Raw genomic sequence first — 16,356 nt, 5'->3', positions numbered from 1 at the left:
TTCTTGTTACAGAATGATTACACGCATCTTAAAATGACATTACACATTTGATTCTAATGGCAGGGTCAACGTCACTTTCGTCCCATGATTGAACTCTGATTCGATTCGAATACGCCCGTTATGCGCTTCTAAGATCTCTTTTGCGATAGACAACCCTAAACCAGTGCCTCCTCTCGCTCGTGATCTCGCCTTATCCACTCTATAAAAACGTTCGAAAATACGACTCATATCCTCTTCAGGAATCCCTATACCACTATCTTGAATGACAATTTCGAACTCGCCATTCTGCTCGCCTTGTCTCAAATCGATGATAATTTCTCCTGCTTCAGGTGAATACTTAATGGCATTCGATAAGATATTTAAAATAACTTGTTCAATTCGGTCTTTGTCTAGTAATGCTTCAAATGCAAAATCCGAATAATGATTGATAATTTTTTGCTTGCTTTGTTCAGCTGTCACTTTTAGTTTAAGAACACAATTGTCGATAATTTGATTGACTGAATACTTCGCTTTTTTAAGTCGAATTGAATTCGAATCAAAATTACTGAGTTCAAGTAAGTCACTGACAATTCGAGACATCCGATCCGCTTCTGTATTCACGACTTCTAAAAACATCTTCTGAGTTTCCGCGTCATCTACATGTCCGTCTAAAATCGTCTCGGTGTAGCTCTTGATACTGGTGATCGGCGTTTTTAACTCATGAGATACATTGGCGACAAATTCTCGCCGCATATGTTCAAGTCTCTCTGCTTCTGTGATATCTTGGAGCACAAAGACGATGCCTACCTTGTTTGAATGCTCGTCCAAAAACGGCGCAAAGTTTACCTTTAAAGTAAGACCCTTCGCATTGATACTCTTAGAACCTACGCCTGAGTCCATACGGGCAGAGTTGTAAATGGACAGCAAATCACCAATCAGTCCATCGTCAAACTGATCGCCATCGGATAACATCTTAATGGCCTTTGGATTTGAATGGATAATAGCACCTTCTGCATTAATGGCAATCAGTCCATCTTCCATATAATTGATGATGGCTTCAAGTTTGCTCTTTTCGCGCGTTATTTCACTGACGTTATTTTTTAGTTCTCCAGCGAGAAAATTGAACGTACTGGACAACACGCCAATTTCATCATCTGATTGAATCTCTACAATTTGGTTATAATCCCCTTCAGCAAGCAAGGATGCTCGTTTGGTTACCTCATTAATGGGTTCGGTGATGCTCTTTGAAATAATAAACCCAATGACAATCGTCACGAGAAGCGAGATCAAAATCGCCCTGAAAATAATCATTCTCGCTTTGCTAATGGATTGATAAATATCATTTAAATCATATCTCAGATAGACAATTCCCAGTTGTTGGTCTTTTTTGAAGATGGGATAGACCTTGTCTTTTGTCTTGACGGAATCACTGATTTCAATGTTTTTCTCCATGGTATTTCCAATTAAACCTTGAACCACTAAGTTATCATCTAAAATATCCGTGATGTCTCTTCCCAAATTTTCGGTACTGGTCGCTAAAATTTCATGGGATTTATTTTCAATAATAAAGATTTCCTCGCGAAGACCGATGTCCACATGTCTGTCGATAATCTCCTGAAGTTCGGATTTAACGGTTGTTAAATCATCTGTTTCAAGTTTAGAAAGCTCAGACATGATAATTTGAGAAATATCATCCAGTCGCTTTGAAACGACCTCTAAGTTGTATTCTTCAAGCGATTGAACAATCAATACGCCTGCAATGATCATCGCGATGAATACCAATAAAAAATATATAATTGTAAACCGCGAACGAATACTCTTAAACATGAGACTCCTAAAAAGCGTGTGTATCATGAATCCAATAAGGATTAACTTCTTTTAAAGTAATACCCAACGCCACGCTTCGTCATAATATACGTCGGTTCACTTGAATCGTCTTCCACTTTTTCTCTTAAACGTCTGACAGTAACGTCAACAGTTCGAATATCACCAAAATACTCGTAACCCCAAACGTCTTTTAATAGTTGTTCTCTCGTAAAAATTTGATTGGCCTGAATCGCAAGGAATTTTAAAAGTTCAAATTCTCTAAGTGTTAATTCAATCACTTGATCGTCTTTACTTACTTCATATCGGTCTAAATCGATGACGAGTTTTCCAGCGTAAATCATGTTTCCTGCACTGGTTCCACCCTCGATTTCCACTAATGACAATCGACGAATATTGGCTTTTACACGTGCAATTAACTCCCTCATACCAAATGGCTTTGTAATATAATCATCTGCTCCAAGTTCGAATCCAAGAACTTTATCCACTTCTTCTTCTTTTGCTGTCAACATAATAATCGGCATGTTGAAAGCTTCACGAATGCGTCTACACACTTGAAATCCATCAAGTTTAGGAAGCATCACATCTAAAAGCACCAAATCCGGTTGAAATTGATACACTTTTTTGAGGGCTTCTTCGCCATCAAAGGCCGTTTCAATTTCATAGCCTTCTTTCACTAAATTAAATTTTATAATATCTGAAATCGGTTTTTCGTCATCCACAATGAGAATTTTCTTATTCATAGGTTTTCCCCCTTGTTCACATACTTATATCATTCTATAAGTACTTGATCGTTATGAAACGTTATAAAACAACACTTACTATTGTATCTGATTCAACGAAAAAAAGCGAGTCATAGACTCGCTTTATCATTAAAAATTAACATAATTACGTGGATTTTTCGGAACACCGTTGATTCTCACCTCGAAATGTAAGTGAGGTCCCGTACTATTTCCTGTGTTACCACTCGCTGCAATGGTTTGACCTTTATATACTTTTGTACCCTTTGTTACATACAGAGCACTACAGTGAGCATAAAGCGTCGTCATGTTACCGCCGTGGTCAATGATCATGTACTTACCATAAGAACTTGAATATCCTGCATAGGTAACTGTTCCACCATCTGCGGCAAATACTGAATTACCAACATCCATTGCCACGTCAATACCCGTGTGTCGTCTATAAGATCTCCAAACACCAAACTCAGAACTTACATATCCCCTTGACGCTGGTCGCATCAAGACGCCTGTTCCTTTTTTAGCCGGTGCTGCTTTTGTTCCTTTGTAAACGACTTTTGCAGTTGGTGCTGACACCACTTGCTTTGACAAAATCGTACGACCGATTTCGCGTCCGTTTTCTTTGATGACTTCTGCAACAATTGCATTTTCACCATAGATTCCGTTGACTTTTGTTTTTGTTTCGCCTTTATAAAGGTTAGAAGATTCTTCATATTGCACTTCAAATGCCACTTGTTCTGAATAAGAAGCTTCTTCTACTGTACATACACTGATAATTGGTTTAGGAACCACTAAACTGATTTGTTGACCAATTTGAATGGTTTCTGCTTTGATATCTGGATTGGCTTTTTCAAGGTCATATGGATTGATTCCATAGAGCTGAGCAATGGTCCAATAGTTTTCACCCTGTTGAACGGTATGCATCTTTTCTTCTTTCGTGCCTTTCACAATATATCCGAGTGCTGTTTCTGGTGTATCATATGCTTTAAAATCTACTAAAGCCACATGACCTTCTTGAATCATGACTTCTTCTGAAAAATACATGCGTTTTACAACAGTACCATCAGTTGGCGTAAATTTCTTTTTTAACTGGTCTAAAACACTTTGTGCTTCAGCAGCTGTTTTAAAGTTCGCTATTACTTTGCCATTGACTAAGAGTTGTTGCGTCGTAATTGCAAAGAAATCTGCTGTTTTATACTCGTCTTTTGTCGTTTTCACGAGTACGTCTTCTTTTCCATCACTTTCTGACTTAGCGACATCAATGACATGTTGCTTGCTTGATACATTGGCTTCTTTTTTATCATCTAATGATGACAAAGTCGCAACTCCGATCACAGAAACCGTTAAAATCGCGGCAACTCCTGCTACGTAAAGTTTGTAAGGCTTAATCACTGTCCACCCTTTTTGAGTGAGTGCTGACGCTTTGTTCATGATCGGTTCTAATTTTTTGAAGTTTATATTCAAATTGTGCTTTGTATTCTTTCGATCGGCTGAACCTTTTTGATCTTTCGATTTTATGCTCTTAACAAGTACTGATACTTTCTCTCCAAACTGGTGAAACGGTTTCGCGATGCCAGTTAAAAATTGAGAAAATTTTACACCGTTTTCTGATGGTGAAGCGTTCTTGACGATATACTTCGTGTTTGGCTTCTTGTAAACATACTTATTTGAGACATATTTCTTATTTTTCCCCATCCTAGACTCCTTTAGCAATGGCTATTTTTCAATGGTTCTGTCTCTTTCTAGTTATAAATACCTCCTTAATTATAGCACATAATTCCCATAGATTAAATGAAAATATTTTCAAATGGTAAATTATGGGATTTTTTGTCTATATGTGCTTCTTCATTTCCACAAACTTTCTATATCTTGTGGTTTTTGACTGAAATTTTTTTGTAATATTCTTTTTTTTGAGAACTTAGCCCTCTCAAAGGATTCAAATAGTAATAAACTATCTCTTCAATCAATGCTATAATAACTATGACAAGTAGAACGTCGCACTTAAATACTTGTATAAGTGCATCATACCATTTTAAAACTTAAAATAGAATCGGTCAGAAAGGAGAGCAGCATTGCATCGCAATCTGCAAATCACTTATGGGTTTTTTTAGACAACCACCTGAGTTTGATTTAGGTGAATTGAGCATTGAAAACATGTTTATCACAGAATTTATGCCATCTGCAAGTGGCACTTACGTTAAAGTTTTTCTCTTGGCCATGCTGCTTTCTAAAGAAGAAAATCAAAAATATCGATACGACAACCAAACCATCGCCAGCATGCTCTCGCTCCCCATTCAAGATGTGCATGAAGCATGGAGTTATTGGGAAAAAGTAGGACTTGTGATTCGACACTTTCACGATGAAAAACAGCAGTACGACATCGAATTTATATCATTGCGCTCGCTCTATATTAAGAACAGCTACGAACGTAAAAATGCACAGGGAAAAACCAATCGCACAGCGAGTAAAAATACAACACCTAACCCATTTAAAGAAGAAAGTCGTGTCTTTCAAACACTCACTCAGTCGATTGAGAAGGCCATTGGACACCCGCTTAATTACGTGGATCATCGGGAAATTAGCGATCTATATGAAAATTATACGCGTGACGGCGAAATGATTCTCAAAGCATTCACTTATTGTTATGTAGAAAGAAATATTCGTAATATTAAAACCGTAAAATCTACTTTGTTATCCTGGATTAATGCCGGATTGAGTTCAAGCGAAGAAGTAGAAACCTATCTAAAAGAAAATGCAGTTCGGTACGGAATCTACAAAGAAATTTTAAAACTCTTGGGCATAGCCTTTAGACAGCCCAATGCGAGTGAAAGGACTTTGATCGACAAGTGGCTAGATGAGTTTTCAGTCGCTCCAGGCGACCTTTTTGAAATCATCAAGGATTTATCTAAAAAGACGCTGAATATCAACTTCAACTATATTGATAAGATGATGGACACCCTTCATCAAAACAATGTTCATACCTACGCCGATTTTGTTAAATTTGAAGGCGAAAAAAGTCAAAAGAATGAAGGAAAGGAAAAGAGTCCTTCTGCAAGTAAACGCAAAAATTATACGATTGAAAAAGAAAAAACCTATACAGATGAGGAACTTGAAACCATCTTGCTCAATAAACGTAAGTAGGTGTTCAAGTCTTCTCTTTCAATGATGCATTTAACGAAAGGGGTTACACATGAACAGCGCTTATCACGAGATTTTAGAGTCTTATCGGACTCAGCAAGAAAAGAACAAACGCGATCGAAAAGAGCGAAAGCAGATGCTCTATGAGAAAGTGCCGCAAATTGCACAAATCGATTTGAAAATGAGTCAAATCAGTTCTGAGATTTCAAAAATCGTCTTAAAAAGACCCCATGAAGCCGATCGATTGCTCAATGCGCTCAAAAAAGAACTCGATCAACTTAAGAGTGAAAAAGTCGTGTTGATGACCGATCATGGCATACCCATCGATTATTTAGAGACTCATTATGCCTGTGAAAAATGTCAAGATACGGGATTTACCGAGGATCAAAAGCGCTGTAAGTGCTTTAATCAAAAACTCATCGACAAAGCGTATGAAATGTCTGGAATCAGACAGCAATTATTGCATCAAAACTTTGATCAGTTTAACCTCAACGTGTTCTCGAGTTCAATTTTACCGAAAGAACAACTGACACAGCGAGAAAATATGATGCATATTTTGTCGGATTCTGAAAGTTTCGTTAAAAACTTTCCGCGTGGGCAAAACCTTTTCTTCTTTGGATCGAGCGGCCTTGGGAAAACTTACCTTTGTAACTGTATCGCCAAAGCCTTGATTGACAAGGGGTATTCCGTTATCTATCAGACGCCATTTAGCATCATTCACATCATCGAAAAGAAGACTTTTACCGATAAGGGAAATCCTTTTTTCGAAATGGCCTATCAGCAGCTTTTTGACGTCGATTTGTTAATTATCGATGATCTTGGAACAGAAACGGCGAATAGTTTTACGATTAGTGAATTTTATAACATCATTAATACGCGCATACTCAATGAAAAAAGCACGATTATTTCTACTAATATTAAATTGTCGGAAATTGCAAGTTTTTATAATGACCGTATTGATTCACGCATCAAAGGTCACTATCAAATGGTCAAATTCTATGGTCCGGATATTCGTTGGGAACGTTAGGTAAAGTTTTATAGATGAACGATTCGTGATTTGTCTATTGATTCATGTATTGAATTGCTTATTGATTTATTGATTTATTGATTTATTGATTCATTTATTGATTTATTGATTTATTGATTCATTTATTTATTGATTCATTTAAACGTCTTCATGTACAAAAATATGTAAAAAACACGGTTTGAGTGGTTGAGCCCACTAACCGTGTTTATTTTTTTGACTTTCATCAAATTAATTTTCAGATTCATATTGATTGAATGATCCGATTTTCATCTGTGACTATCGCTTAAGCCTCTCAAACGCCAATACAATCTCCTTGATGACTGCTGCAAAGGTGTCGTGATCATATCCATAACTTGATAGTCTAAATCGCATCGGTGGACTGGCCTGTGGATTGGTCTGTACACTGCTCGATGAATGATTCTGTTGGGGGGGTAAATCGTCATTTGAATTTGAAATCTCAAGTTTAGAATGCTGATACCCCTCTTTCATACACAAGATAATGCCAATCACCCGATTTGAATCATAGTCATTCTCAGCATTTTCAATTGCTTGAACCTCCGTTAGGTCGATGTCACAGGTCGAAAACAATGCCTCTTTTGTTGTGAAAAAAGCGGCTTGAGTAAACAATTCTTTTGAACGTACTCGGTTGCCATCAATCTCGATGAACTGCCCAGAAAAGTCTCTTCCAGAACTGGAGATGACACTATAGAAAAGCGTGACAATAAAAGCACTTGCTATCAGAAAATACACATAAAGTACGGTGGATTTTGTCTGTTCATCTTGGACAAAGATGTGAATCATCGCAAGAATCGTCAACATACCTGGAATCGTGATGCGCAGGTGTTTCTTAAATCGATTCGCAAAATGAAGTGGATTCAATGGTCTGGATTCAATTTTCATGTTTTCCCTCCATCAAAGCACCACAATTTACACAGAACTTCGTATCCAGCTTGTTTTCATGCCCACAACTCGTGCAAAATTGCCTTGATTCTTGATTCGGTAGCGTCGCAGCTTGGTTCGGTAGACCTGTCACTTGTTTCAGAAGTACCGACTCTTGTTTCATGCGTTTATCTGCTTTTGGACGAGGTGTTTTAAGCTGAAGTGCCAGTGCCCGAAGCTTTCGAACGACCCATTTATGAGTCACGATATAGAGAATTTCTAAAACCACAATTGCAATCGATACATAAAGAAGGAGTCGATACTGTTCATGCGTCTTTAGGAGCTTTAAAGATTCGCTAAAGTTTGAAACAGATAGATCAATATACGCTTTTGTCTTGATAAATTTTCCCGTTAAAATCACCATATAACTCGAATACACCAGCAAAGAAAAACTCATGACAAGAAGACATACTAAGATCACTCTATCCACGATTTTTTTCATCTTCGTCATCTTTTACCTCCTCGTGTTTCTTCCAAAATACAGCAGCATATAGGATTAAAAGTACACTGAACGCGCCCATGATGATCATGAGGTGCTTGGTCTTAAAATGACTAAAAATATCCCATTTGTTAATCTGTGAAAAGAGATTCGATTTTTCTTCTGATGGTTCTTTAGCCACTTTTGGATCATAGATATACTGTGTTTCATTTCCAGCGATGTCTTTTGCAATGATGATCATGTCTTCGCCCTGTTTGATCTCTGCTGTAAACATGCCATTTTCTTGCAGGGGCGTTTCAACGCCATTGATCCAAACGCTATTTCCATCTTTTAGATAACCAACGAATCGAATCATCCCTTTTGAGATTTGATCACTCGTCTCAACAACGAGCTCTGGTGGAATATGATCGACAAAAATGGTTCGTGTCACTTTTCTCGTAATGCCCTTGTCTGTGTATTCAATGACCACTTCATTATCGAAATCCTCCAGTTGGATATCGTACTCACCAGATCCATTTAAGGTCATATTCTCCGTTTTTTCACCTACGGTAACTTGAACGGGAATGGCACTTAAATTGGTATAATGCATCTTTAAGTGGTTCTTATTTGTTGCGGCGAGCTCTTCTAACTGAATATTAGATGCATCTAAACTCAGTTCTTTCACAAGCGTGGAAACATATACACCAGACTTTTTCAAACTGAGCTCCACTCTGAGATGTTTTGTTTTCTCAAGATAGGACAAACTCACTTCTTCATCTGGATCAAATTCAAAAAAAGTACTGGGTTCTTTTTCTTGATCTTCAAAAATCGCCACCAATATGCGCTCTGCATCATAATCGAGGTTCGGCCAAGCCACTTCTACTCGATGCTGCGTTTCGTCGATTGTAAGCTCGAAATCTTGCATCGAGGCCTTTGCTGTATTGGTCCAAGAAAACGGATTGGAAGTCGCAGTATCAAAATAATCGATCCCATCGATATTAAAAAGCGCTTTGACTTGGATCAGATATGGGTCATAAGATGCAAGTTTGGATAAATCGACTCTTAAAGATTGAACTTCGTTGGTATTGGCTATTCCTGTGTAGAGAACCTTTTCAGGTCCTCCCACTTCAGTCACTGCCGATACCACCAAATTCACTGGTAACGATTCTTTGTGCGTCACTGTAAAAGACACGGGTAAAGAGCCATTTTCCACTGCTTGAATGGTCAATTGCTCGACCACAGGATTTTCGTGATATTCCTGAACGGCAATCTCCACAAAAGGATTGTCTTTTTTATCAAGTCGCATAGACCATGCCCCTGCTTTAGGTGCCTCGATCTTATAAAATACGATTTTATCATCATAGGTTTTCGTCGAATCTACGGCGTGATATGCCTTTCCAGATGGGTCGACAAAAATGACATTTGGAGTAGATTTTTCCCATACGATTGTTACGACGATGTCCGATTTGCCATCAATGACTTGCCACTGTAAATCTTCTGCAAATGTTGGTAGGTTCAGTAACAAGAGCACGATCAAAATTAATAGGGTTTTTTTCATAAAGCCACCTTAATATTTCTTGAATTCAAATTTTTCGTCATTATTAAACCACAAATGAAAACCAGACTGTTTTCCCTTTCCATTTTTACCATCCACAATGATTGAGAATTGAAGTTTGTTTTGACTGTTCATGTAGACGCCGAACATAAATTCTCCACTAACATCCACATCTTTTTTAAGAACATTCCAGCCGATATCAAAATCTACTTCTCCTCCATATTTTGTGCCCGTGTAAGGATACCCCAGTGTCATTTCACCCGTTCCATAAAGACTCATATCCACGCTATTCATTTCAACTTCCGTGCCAATCTTCACGACGCTCATCATGCCGTATTGCGTCACATCATTGTATCCAATCAATGTATTGGTATAATCAAATTTTCCGAGTACCAATCGAATATTCCCGATATCCATCAGCGTCATAAGCTTCGCATCTGCTGTAATATCGATGTTGAACTCGCTAATGGACGTTTTAACACTGGCATCTTCTAGTTCGATAAGCGGGAAACCTTCCTCCAGTTTGAGAAGTTTTTTGATTTTAGGCAAGTAATCCGTAAGATCTGCCACTTCTGCTTCAAACAAGATTTCAATCGCCTTTTCACTGACATCTTCTTCATTTGGTCGGTTTGCAAAACCCTCAAGTTTAAACCCAAAGTCCTTAAAAGTCACAGGAATTGGTGTTCTAATCACCGTCCACTCGGGTCCTTCAGATTGCATCCCAATGGAATCAAATCTGCCATTTGCAATACCAAATTGAACAGTCAAACCTTCGATATCTCCCAGTTGCTCAAGTCCAACGTCTATTTCTACATCGTAATTATTTTGAGTGGTGTCAAATTCAAATGAAAAGGCATTGAGACCAAGTGGCAATTTGCCAAGTTTAAACGTTGGAGAACGTTCATCATTGACATTTTCATACTCGATTTTTCCATCAAAACCTATCGCTTGACTGGAGATGAGCATACTACTTTCCATCGTCATCTTTTCTTCTGGAATGACATTTGGGAAATGCTTAAAAAGAACATCTTGCATCGGCAAAGCCAACTTTAAATTGAATCCATTCAGTTCAACAAATTCTGGGTACACTCTGAAATTCCCTGAGAGAATCGTCAAATAATCCAGTTTCAATGACTCAATCGGATTCATGCTGTACGGAAAATCATCATAGTCTTCAGCATCAAACGGATCTGAATAGATATAAAAATTCGTCAATTTTCCTATATTTGATGCAATTCCCCTTTGTCCCAAGGTCTTAGCGAGTCCCACACTGGAATAATCAAAGGTAATGTAACAGCCTTTTTCATCTACGACTCTGAGTTTTGATTGACTCAAATCTTTTGCATACTCGATGATGACATTCCCTTTAAATCTCAAATAATCATTCATCACAACGTTTCCAGAAAGAATCAAATGACCTTCTGGGCTGTATTTTTTACTCATCGCCTTAAAGCGATAATCGCCATACTGAAACTCTGCTGGTTGATAATTGGCATCGACGACGGTTAATTCATTTTCCAGTTTAAACGCACCTTCTTGCATCTTCACATGTAAATCGTAGGTACCAACCTTCATATGCGCTGGGATCATGAGTTCAATCGTGGTTTCATCAACAACCGTCGCTTCTAGAGTGAGGCTTTTAGGCCCACTGACTTGAACCTCCACTTTTTCAGACGTTTTGAGTTTTTCACCTGATAATTGAATTGTCTGCTCTTTTGCGATGCTGTAGATTTGCTTTGTAATGAGTCCATTGATTTTCGTTTGATTGCTTTCTGCTATTAATTTCTCTTCTATTTGATCTACAACACCTGGTATGTCGCCAACAGAATAACTCTTTTGAGCCGTAGCTAGTGAACCGTCCATCGACAAATTCAAGACGCGATTGATCTCGTTGACATTTTCAACGGTGTACTCAAGGGCGTATTGATTGGTTGCTTGTGTATGGATAAAATCATAGAACGAGTTCAGTGTCACTTCATTGTCAACGTAGATAAAACTTCCATTGCCCGCCTCGGCGATGTTGTACAAATACTCGCTATTCACACTGCTGCCAAGGCCGACTGTATAGACTGTTAATCCGTTGTTTTCAGCTAATTGTCGAACATTCTTAAAGATTTCTTCCGTGTCATACTGCGTACTGTCCATCCCATCTGTCAATAAAATGACCACATTGTTTTCATCAAAACTATTTTCAAAACGACCGTCCATTTGCATTAAAGCGCCATACATATTGGTGCCTCCAAACGCGCCAATCTGATCGGCATAGGACGCCACAACACCTGGATCTGCTGAAAAATCAGATGAGAACGTGATGGTATCGTCAAATCCTACAACCGAAACCGCTTCGTTATCATTCATTTGATTTGAAAACTCGATAATGGTATTTTTTAAAATATCGACATTCTCGTCCATACTGCCTGAAACGTCGCATAAAAGTACGATATTGGATTGATTGTAGTTCACTTTCTCAAATTTAAAGGCATCTAGGTTCTCATAAGTGTCCATGACGTTTAGACTGTCTTTTAGATCCACACCTTTAAGCTCGTCATTTTCATTGATTTGGACTTTAACTCTCATCGACGGATAATTGGATGCATCAATGTGTCCAATGGTGATGGTTGCGGTTTTTTTCACAACAGCCACTTTCATAAAATCGTTAAATGAGAGATTTTCTTGATTTTGAGTTTGATCTTGATTTTGATTCGCCAGTGGTTCAATCCATTCATTTGCATCAAATGGCACAGAATGATCGAGTACGGTATCCACATAGCTTGAGATTTCTTTAACGTGATCAATTTTATTTTCTGAAGAAGTGATGACCTCTAAAAGCGCTTCCATTGGCACTTTATACGCATCGTCATTTGAAGCATATGACGTTTCAATGGCAGTCGAGATGTGTTCATTTGCAGAACTTTGATTTCCCAAAGCTTGATCTATTTTGGAAAGCTGCAAATACGCTTTACTTGTGGTATTGGTCACTTCGTCCTGTACGTGCTCGTATATGTCTTTTTTCATCATTTCAAGAACGCTGTTTTTTTTGTACGACTCCAAGACATCTAATGTTTCTTGATACGCTTTTCTCACCCTTTTGGGTTCATCGTCTAGTTTTTTGTCGACAATCCAATCGACCTGATCCATGACGAGATTGTAATCTTGTACTTTAAATTGATCATAAGCCTCTGAAAAATCGCCTTCATTCACCATATCGTTGAGATAAAGTTCTGATACGATCATCAATTCTTCTGTACTTGCGCTCTCATCAACTGCTTTCGCAATTTCATCGTACTCTCCAATTAAGAGATAGCCCTTCAATCGTGTAATTCTCAGATTTTCATTGGTATTAAACGACAAGTCAGCTGCCATTTCGTTGTTCATTTTTTTAACGATCTTCTCGATATCCGAATTTGCGTTTTCTTCAATGGAAAGAGATTCTTGTTGACTCATCTGATAATACGTCTCTATTTCAGATGCATATTTCGCAATTTTTCGAAGGGCATCTGAACCAGTTGAATCCTCTTGATCAAATTCATCATCTAACGATTGATGGATTCGTTGAATGAGCGCTTCTTGTTCTGCTTGGCTAGAATTTTGTCCTACTTGAGCAGAATTTTGATGGGCGTTTGCCATATACGTTTTGAGCTGTATCCATTCATCGAGTTCAGAATTTCCCAGCATTTCATAATGAACGAGCGCTTCTTCATAAGCGCCTGACAGTACTGCAATTCTCGCTTTCAGCAACGTACTTTCTGAAGCCTCTTCCGGAGATTCGACGACAGGTAAACGCTCCATGGCATCTTGAGCAGCACCTAAGTTTCCTTCTACTAAATATTTTCGAATCAACTGATAGTCTACGCGTTCTTTACTCGCATAAAATCCCAATTGATCTTCTTGATATAGACTCAAGCTCGACATGCCAAAGAAGACGGCACAACCTAAGAGCAATCCCAAGATTGAAATGGATTGAAATTTATAATACTTTCGTTTTATCGTTAGAATCAATAAAACGACCCATGTGATTAGTGTCATGATTAGTAAAATTGCATAATCATTCATCTCATTCTCCTAAAAAAGACCACCTGTAAGGGTGGTCTATTAATTTTATTACTCATAGATCAATTCAAATTTATCCTTTTTCATCATTCGATAAAAAGTATATTCTGAGTCGGAATCCGATTCAGAATAAAAGACAATATCATAGATTTCAAAGAGACCAACGACATCCGATTCCGTTGAAATTTTTTCGTGTTTTGTCTTTTCTACGAAGTACAGTTCTTCATCTGAAATGTAATACAACGTGCCATTTGCATTGTTCACAACCCAATTGGTTGGATCATCGCCTACTTTTGTCGATTTTTTCCCATTGAAATACATGATTTCATAATCTTCGTTGATATAGTAAATCTGTTTTAAGTCTGAGGATGCATCGAAACTGCTCATATCATCAACATCGTATTCCACGATTTTATCGGGATTTTGAATGTTTTTAATTAAATAAAGTTCTCCCTCATGTCCACATAAAATCGATTGATTGTCTTTTGAGACGATATAGCCTTGATTGATATCATCCGTAATTTTTTGAGCGTCTTTATCATCGTCCAAGTAATAAAGTGCTTCTTGATCCGTATAAATCTGACGTGTTAAGTCTTCAAATCCTGTAAAAAGACAACTACCTATTTCAGATGTTAAACGATTGACTGATTGAGCGACTCCATTTGTATTCACGAGTTCGAGTGTTGACCGGTTCATCTTGATTTCATCAGCGCCTTTTATCGATATATACTCAGAACCCTCTTTGCTATAAACGACTTGAGATAAATCCAGGTTAAACGTCAAACGGAAATCATAGACATCGTTCAACAGTTTATTCTCCTCTTTCTTCGTCATCACTGTGACGTCAAAGGAACCATCTTCGTTGCTAATTTTTGCATGGTACACGTATTTTCCATCGTCTGACAAAGCGAGTGGATAGAGGTTCTTTCCGATTTTTACTGGTTCTTTACCAACGACAGCTGTAAATCCAGCAAAAGACCCATCTTCATCGTCATAATCTCCGACAAATCCAATTCGATCCCCTTCTGGCGAGAGCACAAACGGACCATTTGAGACCTCTGAATATGCATCCATGTATGCTTCATCAGTAATTTCAATGGTTTTATCCGATTTCATATCATACACCATTAAATCGCCTACTTGATCTTCATAATTGGTCAGGTAAGCAATTCGATTACCCTTCGCGGATAACTTGTACGAATAGACATCATCTTCAACTTCTATCACTTCGTCGTCATAGAAGACATATAATGTTCCATTTGAGTCTGTAAAAGCAACCACGGATCGATCCAGCGAATAAGCCGAAGTATAAAATCCTTCTTCGAGTTCAACTGCTTCTCCATCAAAGGAACAGATGGCTGTTTCTCCATTCGTCTCAATGTGCAAAATGCGGTGATCATAAAGATCATTTGAACGCGATGTCCATTTAGAGACGATAAACACTGCAAGGCATACGATTACAATTGGGATGATCAACTTTAGGTTCTTTTTTAAATGCATTGTGACTTTACCGGATTTTACTTGTTTGACTTTTTCAAGTTCACTATTTAAACTCGCTGACAAATTCGTTTGACTAAGTGGCGCAACACTCTGCGACGACGCTGGTTGCGATGGTATTGATTGAGTCGATGCTTGCGCTTGTGTTGGTGCTTGTGGCGATGGTGCTTGAGACGGTGCTTGAGATAGTGGTTCTACAGGAGGTAATTTTCCTCCACATTCTATGCAAAATAAGCTATCAGAAGTATTCTCTACTCCACAAAACTCACACTTCATATGCTACTCCTTCACAATTTTATTCCCGCAACTCCCGCAAAACTTAGAATTTTCTTCAAGTTCTGCATCACAAACAGGGCATTTATTGGTCTTTACTTCAACTTCTACGGCTACTTCTACTGCCAGATTTTTCTGACCACAATCTGGGCAGAAATTGACGCCTTTTCCAAACTCCGAACCGCAATTTGTACATTTTACAGTGCCTTGAATTTGTAAAATTTCAGCTTCGAGTCTACCAATTTCACTGAATATTGTTTGAATTTCTTGAATAATCCCCTGAAACGCTTCGATTGGATTTTCAGCGTAATTTTGATAATAAAATTCGCCCATTGCTTCAAATTTTTTTGATTTTAAATTGTTCAAATCCGAGATTTTTGATTTTTTTGAAGCCACTTCTGTTAAATTTTGCGTCATTTTAATCGCATCTTTACTTGCTGTAACGACTTTTTTACTGATGTCTTTAAATAGATCCATTATTTCACGTCCTTATAATTTTTTTGTATGATTTGATCGATAAATCCAATTTTTACAGTTCCTTGATTCAATGCTTTAACGCCTAGAACTAAGAACAGTACAGCTTCAAGATAGTTGAGAACTGTCGAGAAAAATGATGTAATTCTGTGAATCATCATCACATCGTAATCCACTTCAAAAATATCTACAAAGCTTGTAAACACTTCAATTGTTCTTGGAATCATGTCGATGAGCATGCCAGCAAATGCAAAACTCATTAGTAAAACTGTTGCTTTAATCGTCGCAATTTTGAGCCATTCATTTTCTTCAAATAAAAGCACGTATGCAAGCAATAAGAGCGATATCAACATGCCCCCGAAGAGATTTCCAAAGTAAACCCCTGCTCCAAACAATCCAACGGTAATGCCTAATTTTGATTTCATTTTACGTCCCCCATTTAATA

Annotated in this window: 12 protein-coding genes; 2 read left to right on the top strand and 10 right to left on the bottom strand. The window is 37.9% G+C overall.

The annotated features are described in order from the left end of the window. Window positions 1–39: 39 nt before the first annotated feature. From ACZ41W_RS11095 to ACZ41W_RS11085, 3 genes are all read right to left on the bottom strand, one after another. Entirely contained in the window at window positions 40–1,806 is a 1,767-nt protein-coding gene (locus ACZ41W_RS11095; RefSeq protein ID WP_464312045.1) for a sensor histidine kinase, read from the bottom strand. A gap of 41 nt (window positions 1,807–1,847) precedes the next feature. After that, entirely contained in the window at window positions 1,848–2,546 is a 699-nt protein-coding gene (gene yycF / locus ACZ41W_RS11090; RefSeq protein ID WP_464312044.1) for a response regulator YycF, read from the bottom strand. A gap of 129 nt (window positions 2,547–2,675) precedes the next feature. Continuing rightward, window positions 2,676–4,235, bottom strand: a complete 1,560-nt coding sequence (locus ACZ41W_RS11085) for a peptidoglycan DD-metalloendopeptidase family protein (RefSeq protein WP_464312043.1) — start codon at window positions 4,233–4,235, stop codon at window positions 2,676–2,678. A gap of 402 nt (window positions 4,236–4,637) precedes the next feature. On the opposite strand from ACZ41W_RS11085, the gene ACZ41W_RS11080 reads away from it, so the two are divergent. Together ACZ41W_RS11080 and ACZ41W_RS11075 are read left to right on the top strand one after the other, a co-directional pair. After that, entirely contained in the window at window positions 4,638–5,681 is a 1,044-nt protein-coding gene (locus tag ACZ41W_RS11080; RefSeq protein WP_464312042.1) for a DnaD domain-containing protein, read from the top strand. 49 nt (window positions 5,682–5,730) lie between these two features. Further along, window positions 5,731–6,705 (top strand): ATP-binding protein, encoded by a 975-nt coding sequence (locus ACZ41W_RS11075; protein ID WP_464312041.1) that lies wholly within the window; start codon window positions 5,731–5,733, stop codon window positions 6,703–6,705. A gap of 276 nt (window positions 6,706–6,981) precedes the next feature. On the opposite strand, the gene ACZ41W_RS11070 is transcribed toward ACZ41W_RS11075, so the two are convergent. Genes ACZ41W_RS11070 through ACZ41W_RS11040 form a run of 7 tightly spaced genes read right to left on the bottom strand, consistent with a single transcriptional unit; the run spans window position 6,982 to window position 16,336 of the window. After that, window positions 6,982–7,605 carry a hypothetical protein gene (locus ACZ41W_RS11070; RefSeq protein WP_464312040.1) on the bottom strand — a complete coding sequence of 208 codons (624 nt, stop codon included), beginning with the start codon at window positions 7,603–7,605 and terminating at the stop codon, window positions 6,982–6,984. Next, window positions 7,595–8,095, bottom strand: a complete 501-nt coding sequence (locus tag ACZ41W_RS11065) for a zinc ribbon domain-containing protein (RefSeq protein ID WP_464312039.1) — start codon at window positions 8,093–8,095, stop codon at window positions 7,595–7,597. The genes ACZ41W_RS11070 and ACZ41W_RS11065 overlap by 11 nt, the downstream gene beginning before the upstream one ends. Then, window positions 8,067–9,620 (bottom strand): hypothetical protein, encoded by a 1,554-nt coding sequence (locus ACZ41W_RS11060; RefSeq protein ID WP_464312038.1) that lies wholly within the window; start codon window positions 9,618–9,620, stop codon window positions 8,067–8,069. Before ACZ41W_RS11060 ends, ACZ41W_RS11065 begins: the two co-directional genes overlap by 29 nt. A gap of 9 nt (window positions 9,621–9,629) precedes the next feature. Further along, on the bottom strand, window positions 9,630–13,670 hold the full coding sequence (locus tag ACZ41W_RS11055) for a vWA domain-containing protein (RefSeq protein WP_464312037.1): 4,041 nt from the start codon (window positions 13,668–13,670) through the stop codon (window positions 9,630–9,632). A gap of 48 nt (window positions 13,671–13,718) precedes the next feature. Further along, complete coding sequence (locus tag ACZ41W_RS11050; protein WP_464312036.1) at window positions 13,719–15,440, bottom strand: hypothetical protein; 1,722 nt, start codon at window positions 15,438–15,440, stop codon at window positions 13,719–13,721. A gap of 3 nt (window positions 15,441–15,443) precedes the next feature. Continuing rightward, a complete protein-coding gene (locus ACZ41W_RS11045) occupies window positions 15,444–15,914 on the bottom strand; it encodes a zinc ribbon domain-containing protein (protein WP_464312035.1) in 471 nt (156 codons plus the stop codon). Continuing rightward, the gene (locus ACZ41W_RS11040) at window positions 15,914–16,336 is read right to left on the bottom strand and encodes a hypothetical protein (protein ID WP_464312034.1); all 423 of its coding nucleotides are present in this window, start codon (window positions 16,334–16,336) and stop codon (window positions 15,914–15,916) included. Before ACZ41W_RS11040 ends, ACZ41W_RS11045 begins: the two co-directional genes overlap by 1 nt. Window positions 16,337–16,356 lie beyond the last annotated feature (20 nt).

Source organism: Fusibacter fontis (genome assembly GCF_055378735.1).
This window is presented reverse-complemented; position numbering and strand designations above follow the sequence as displayed.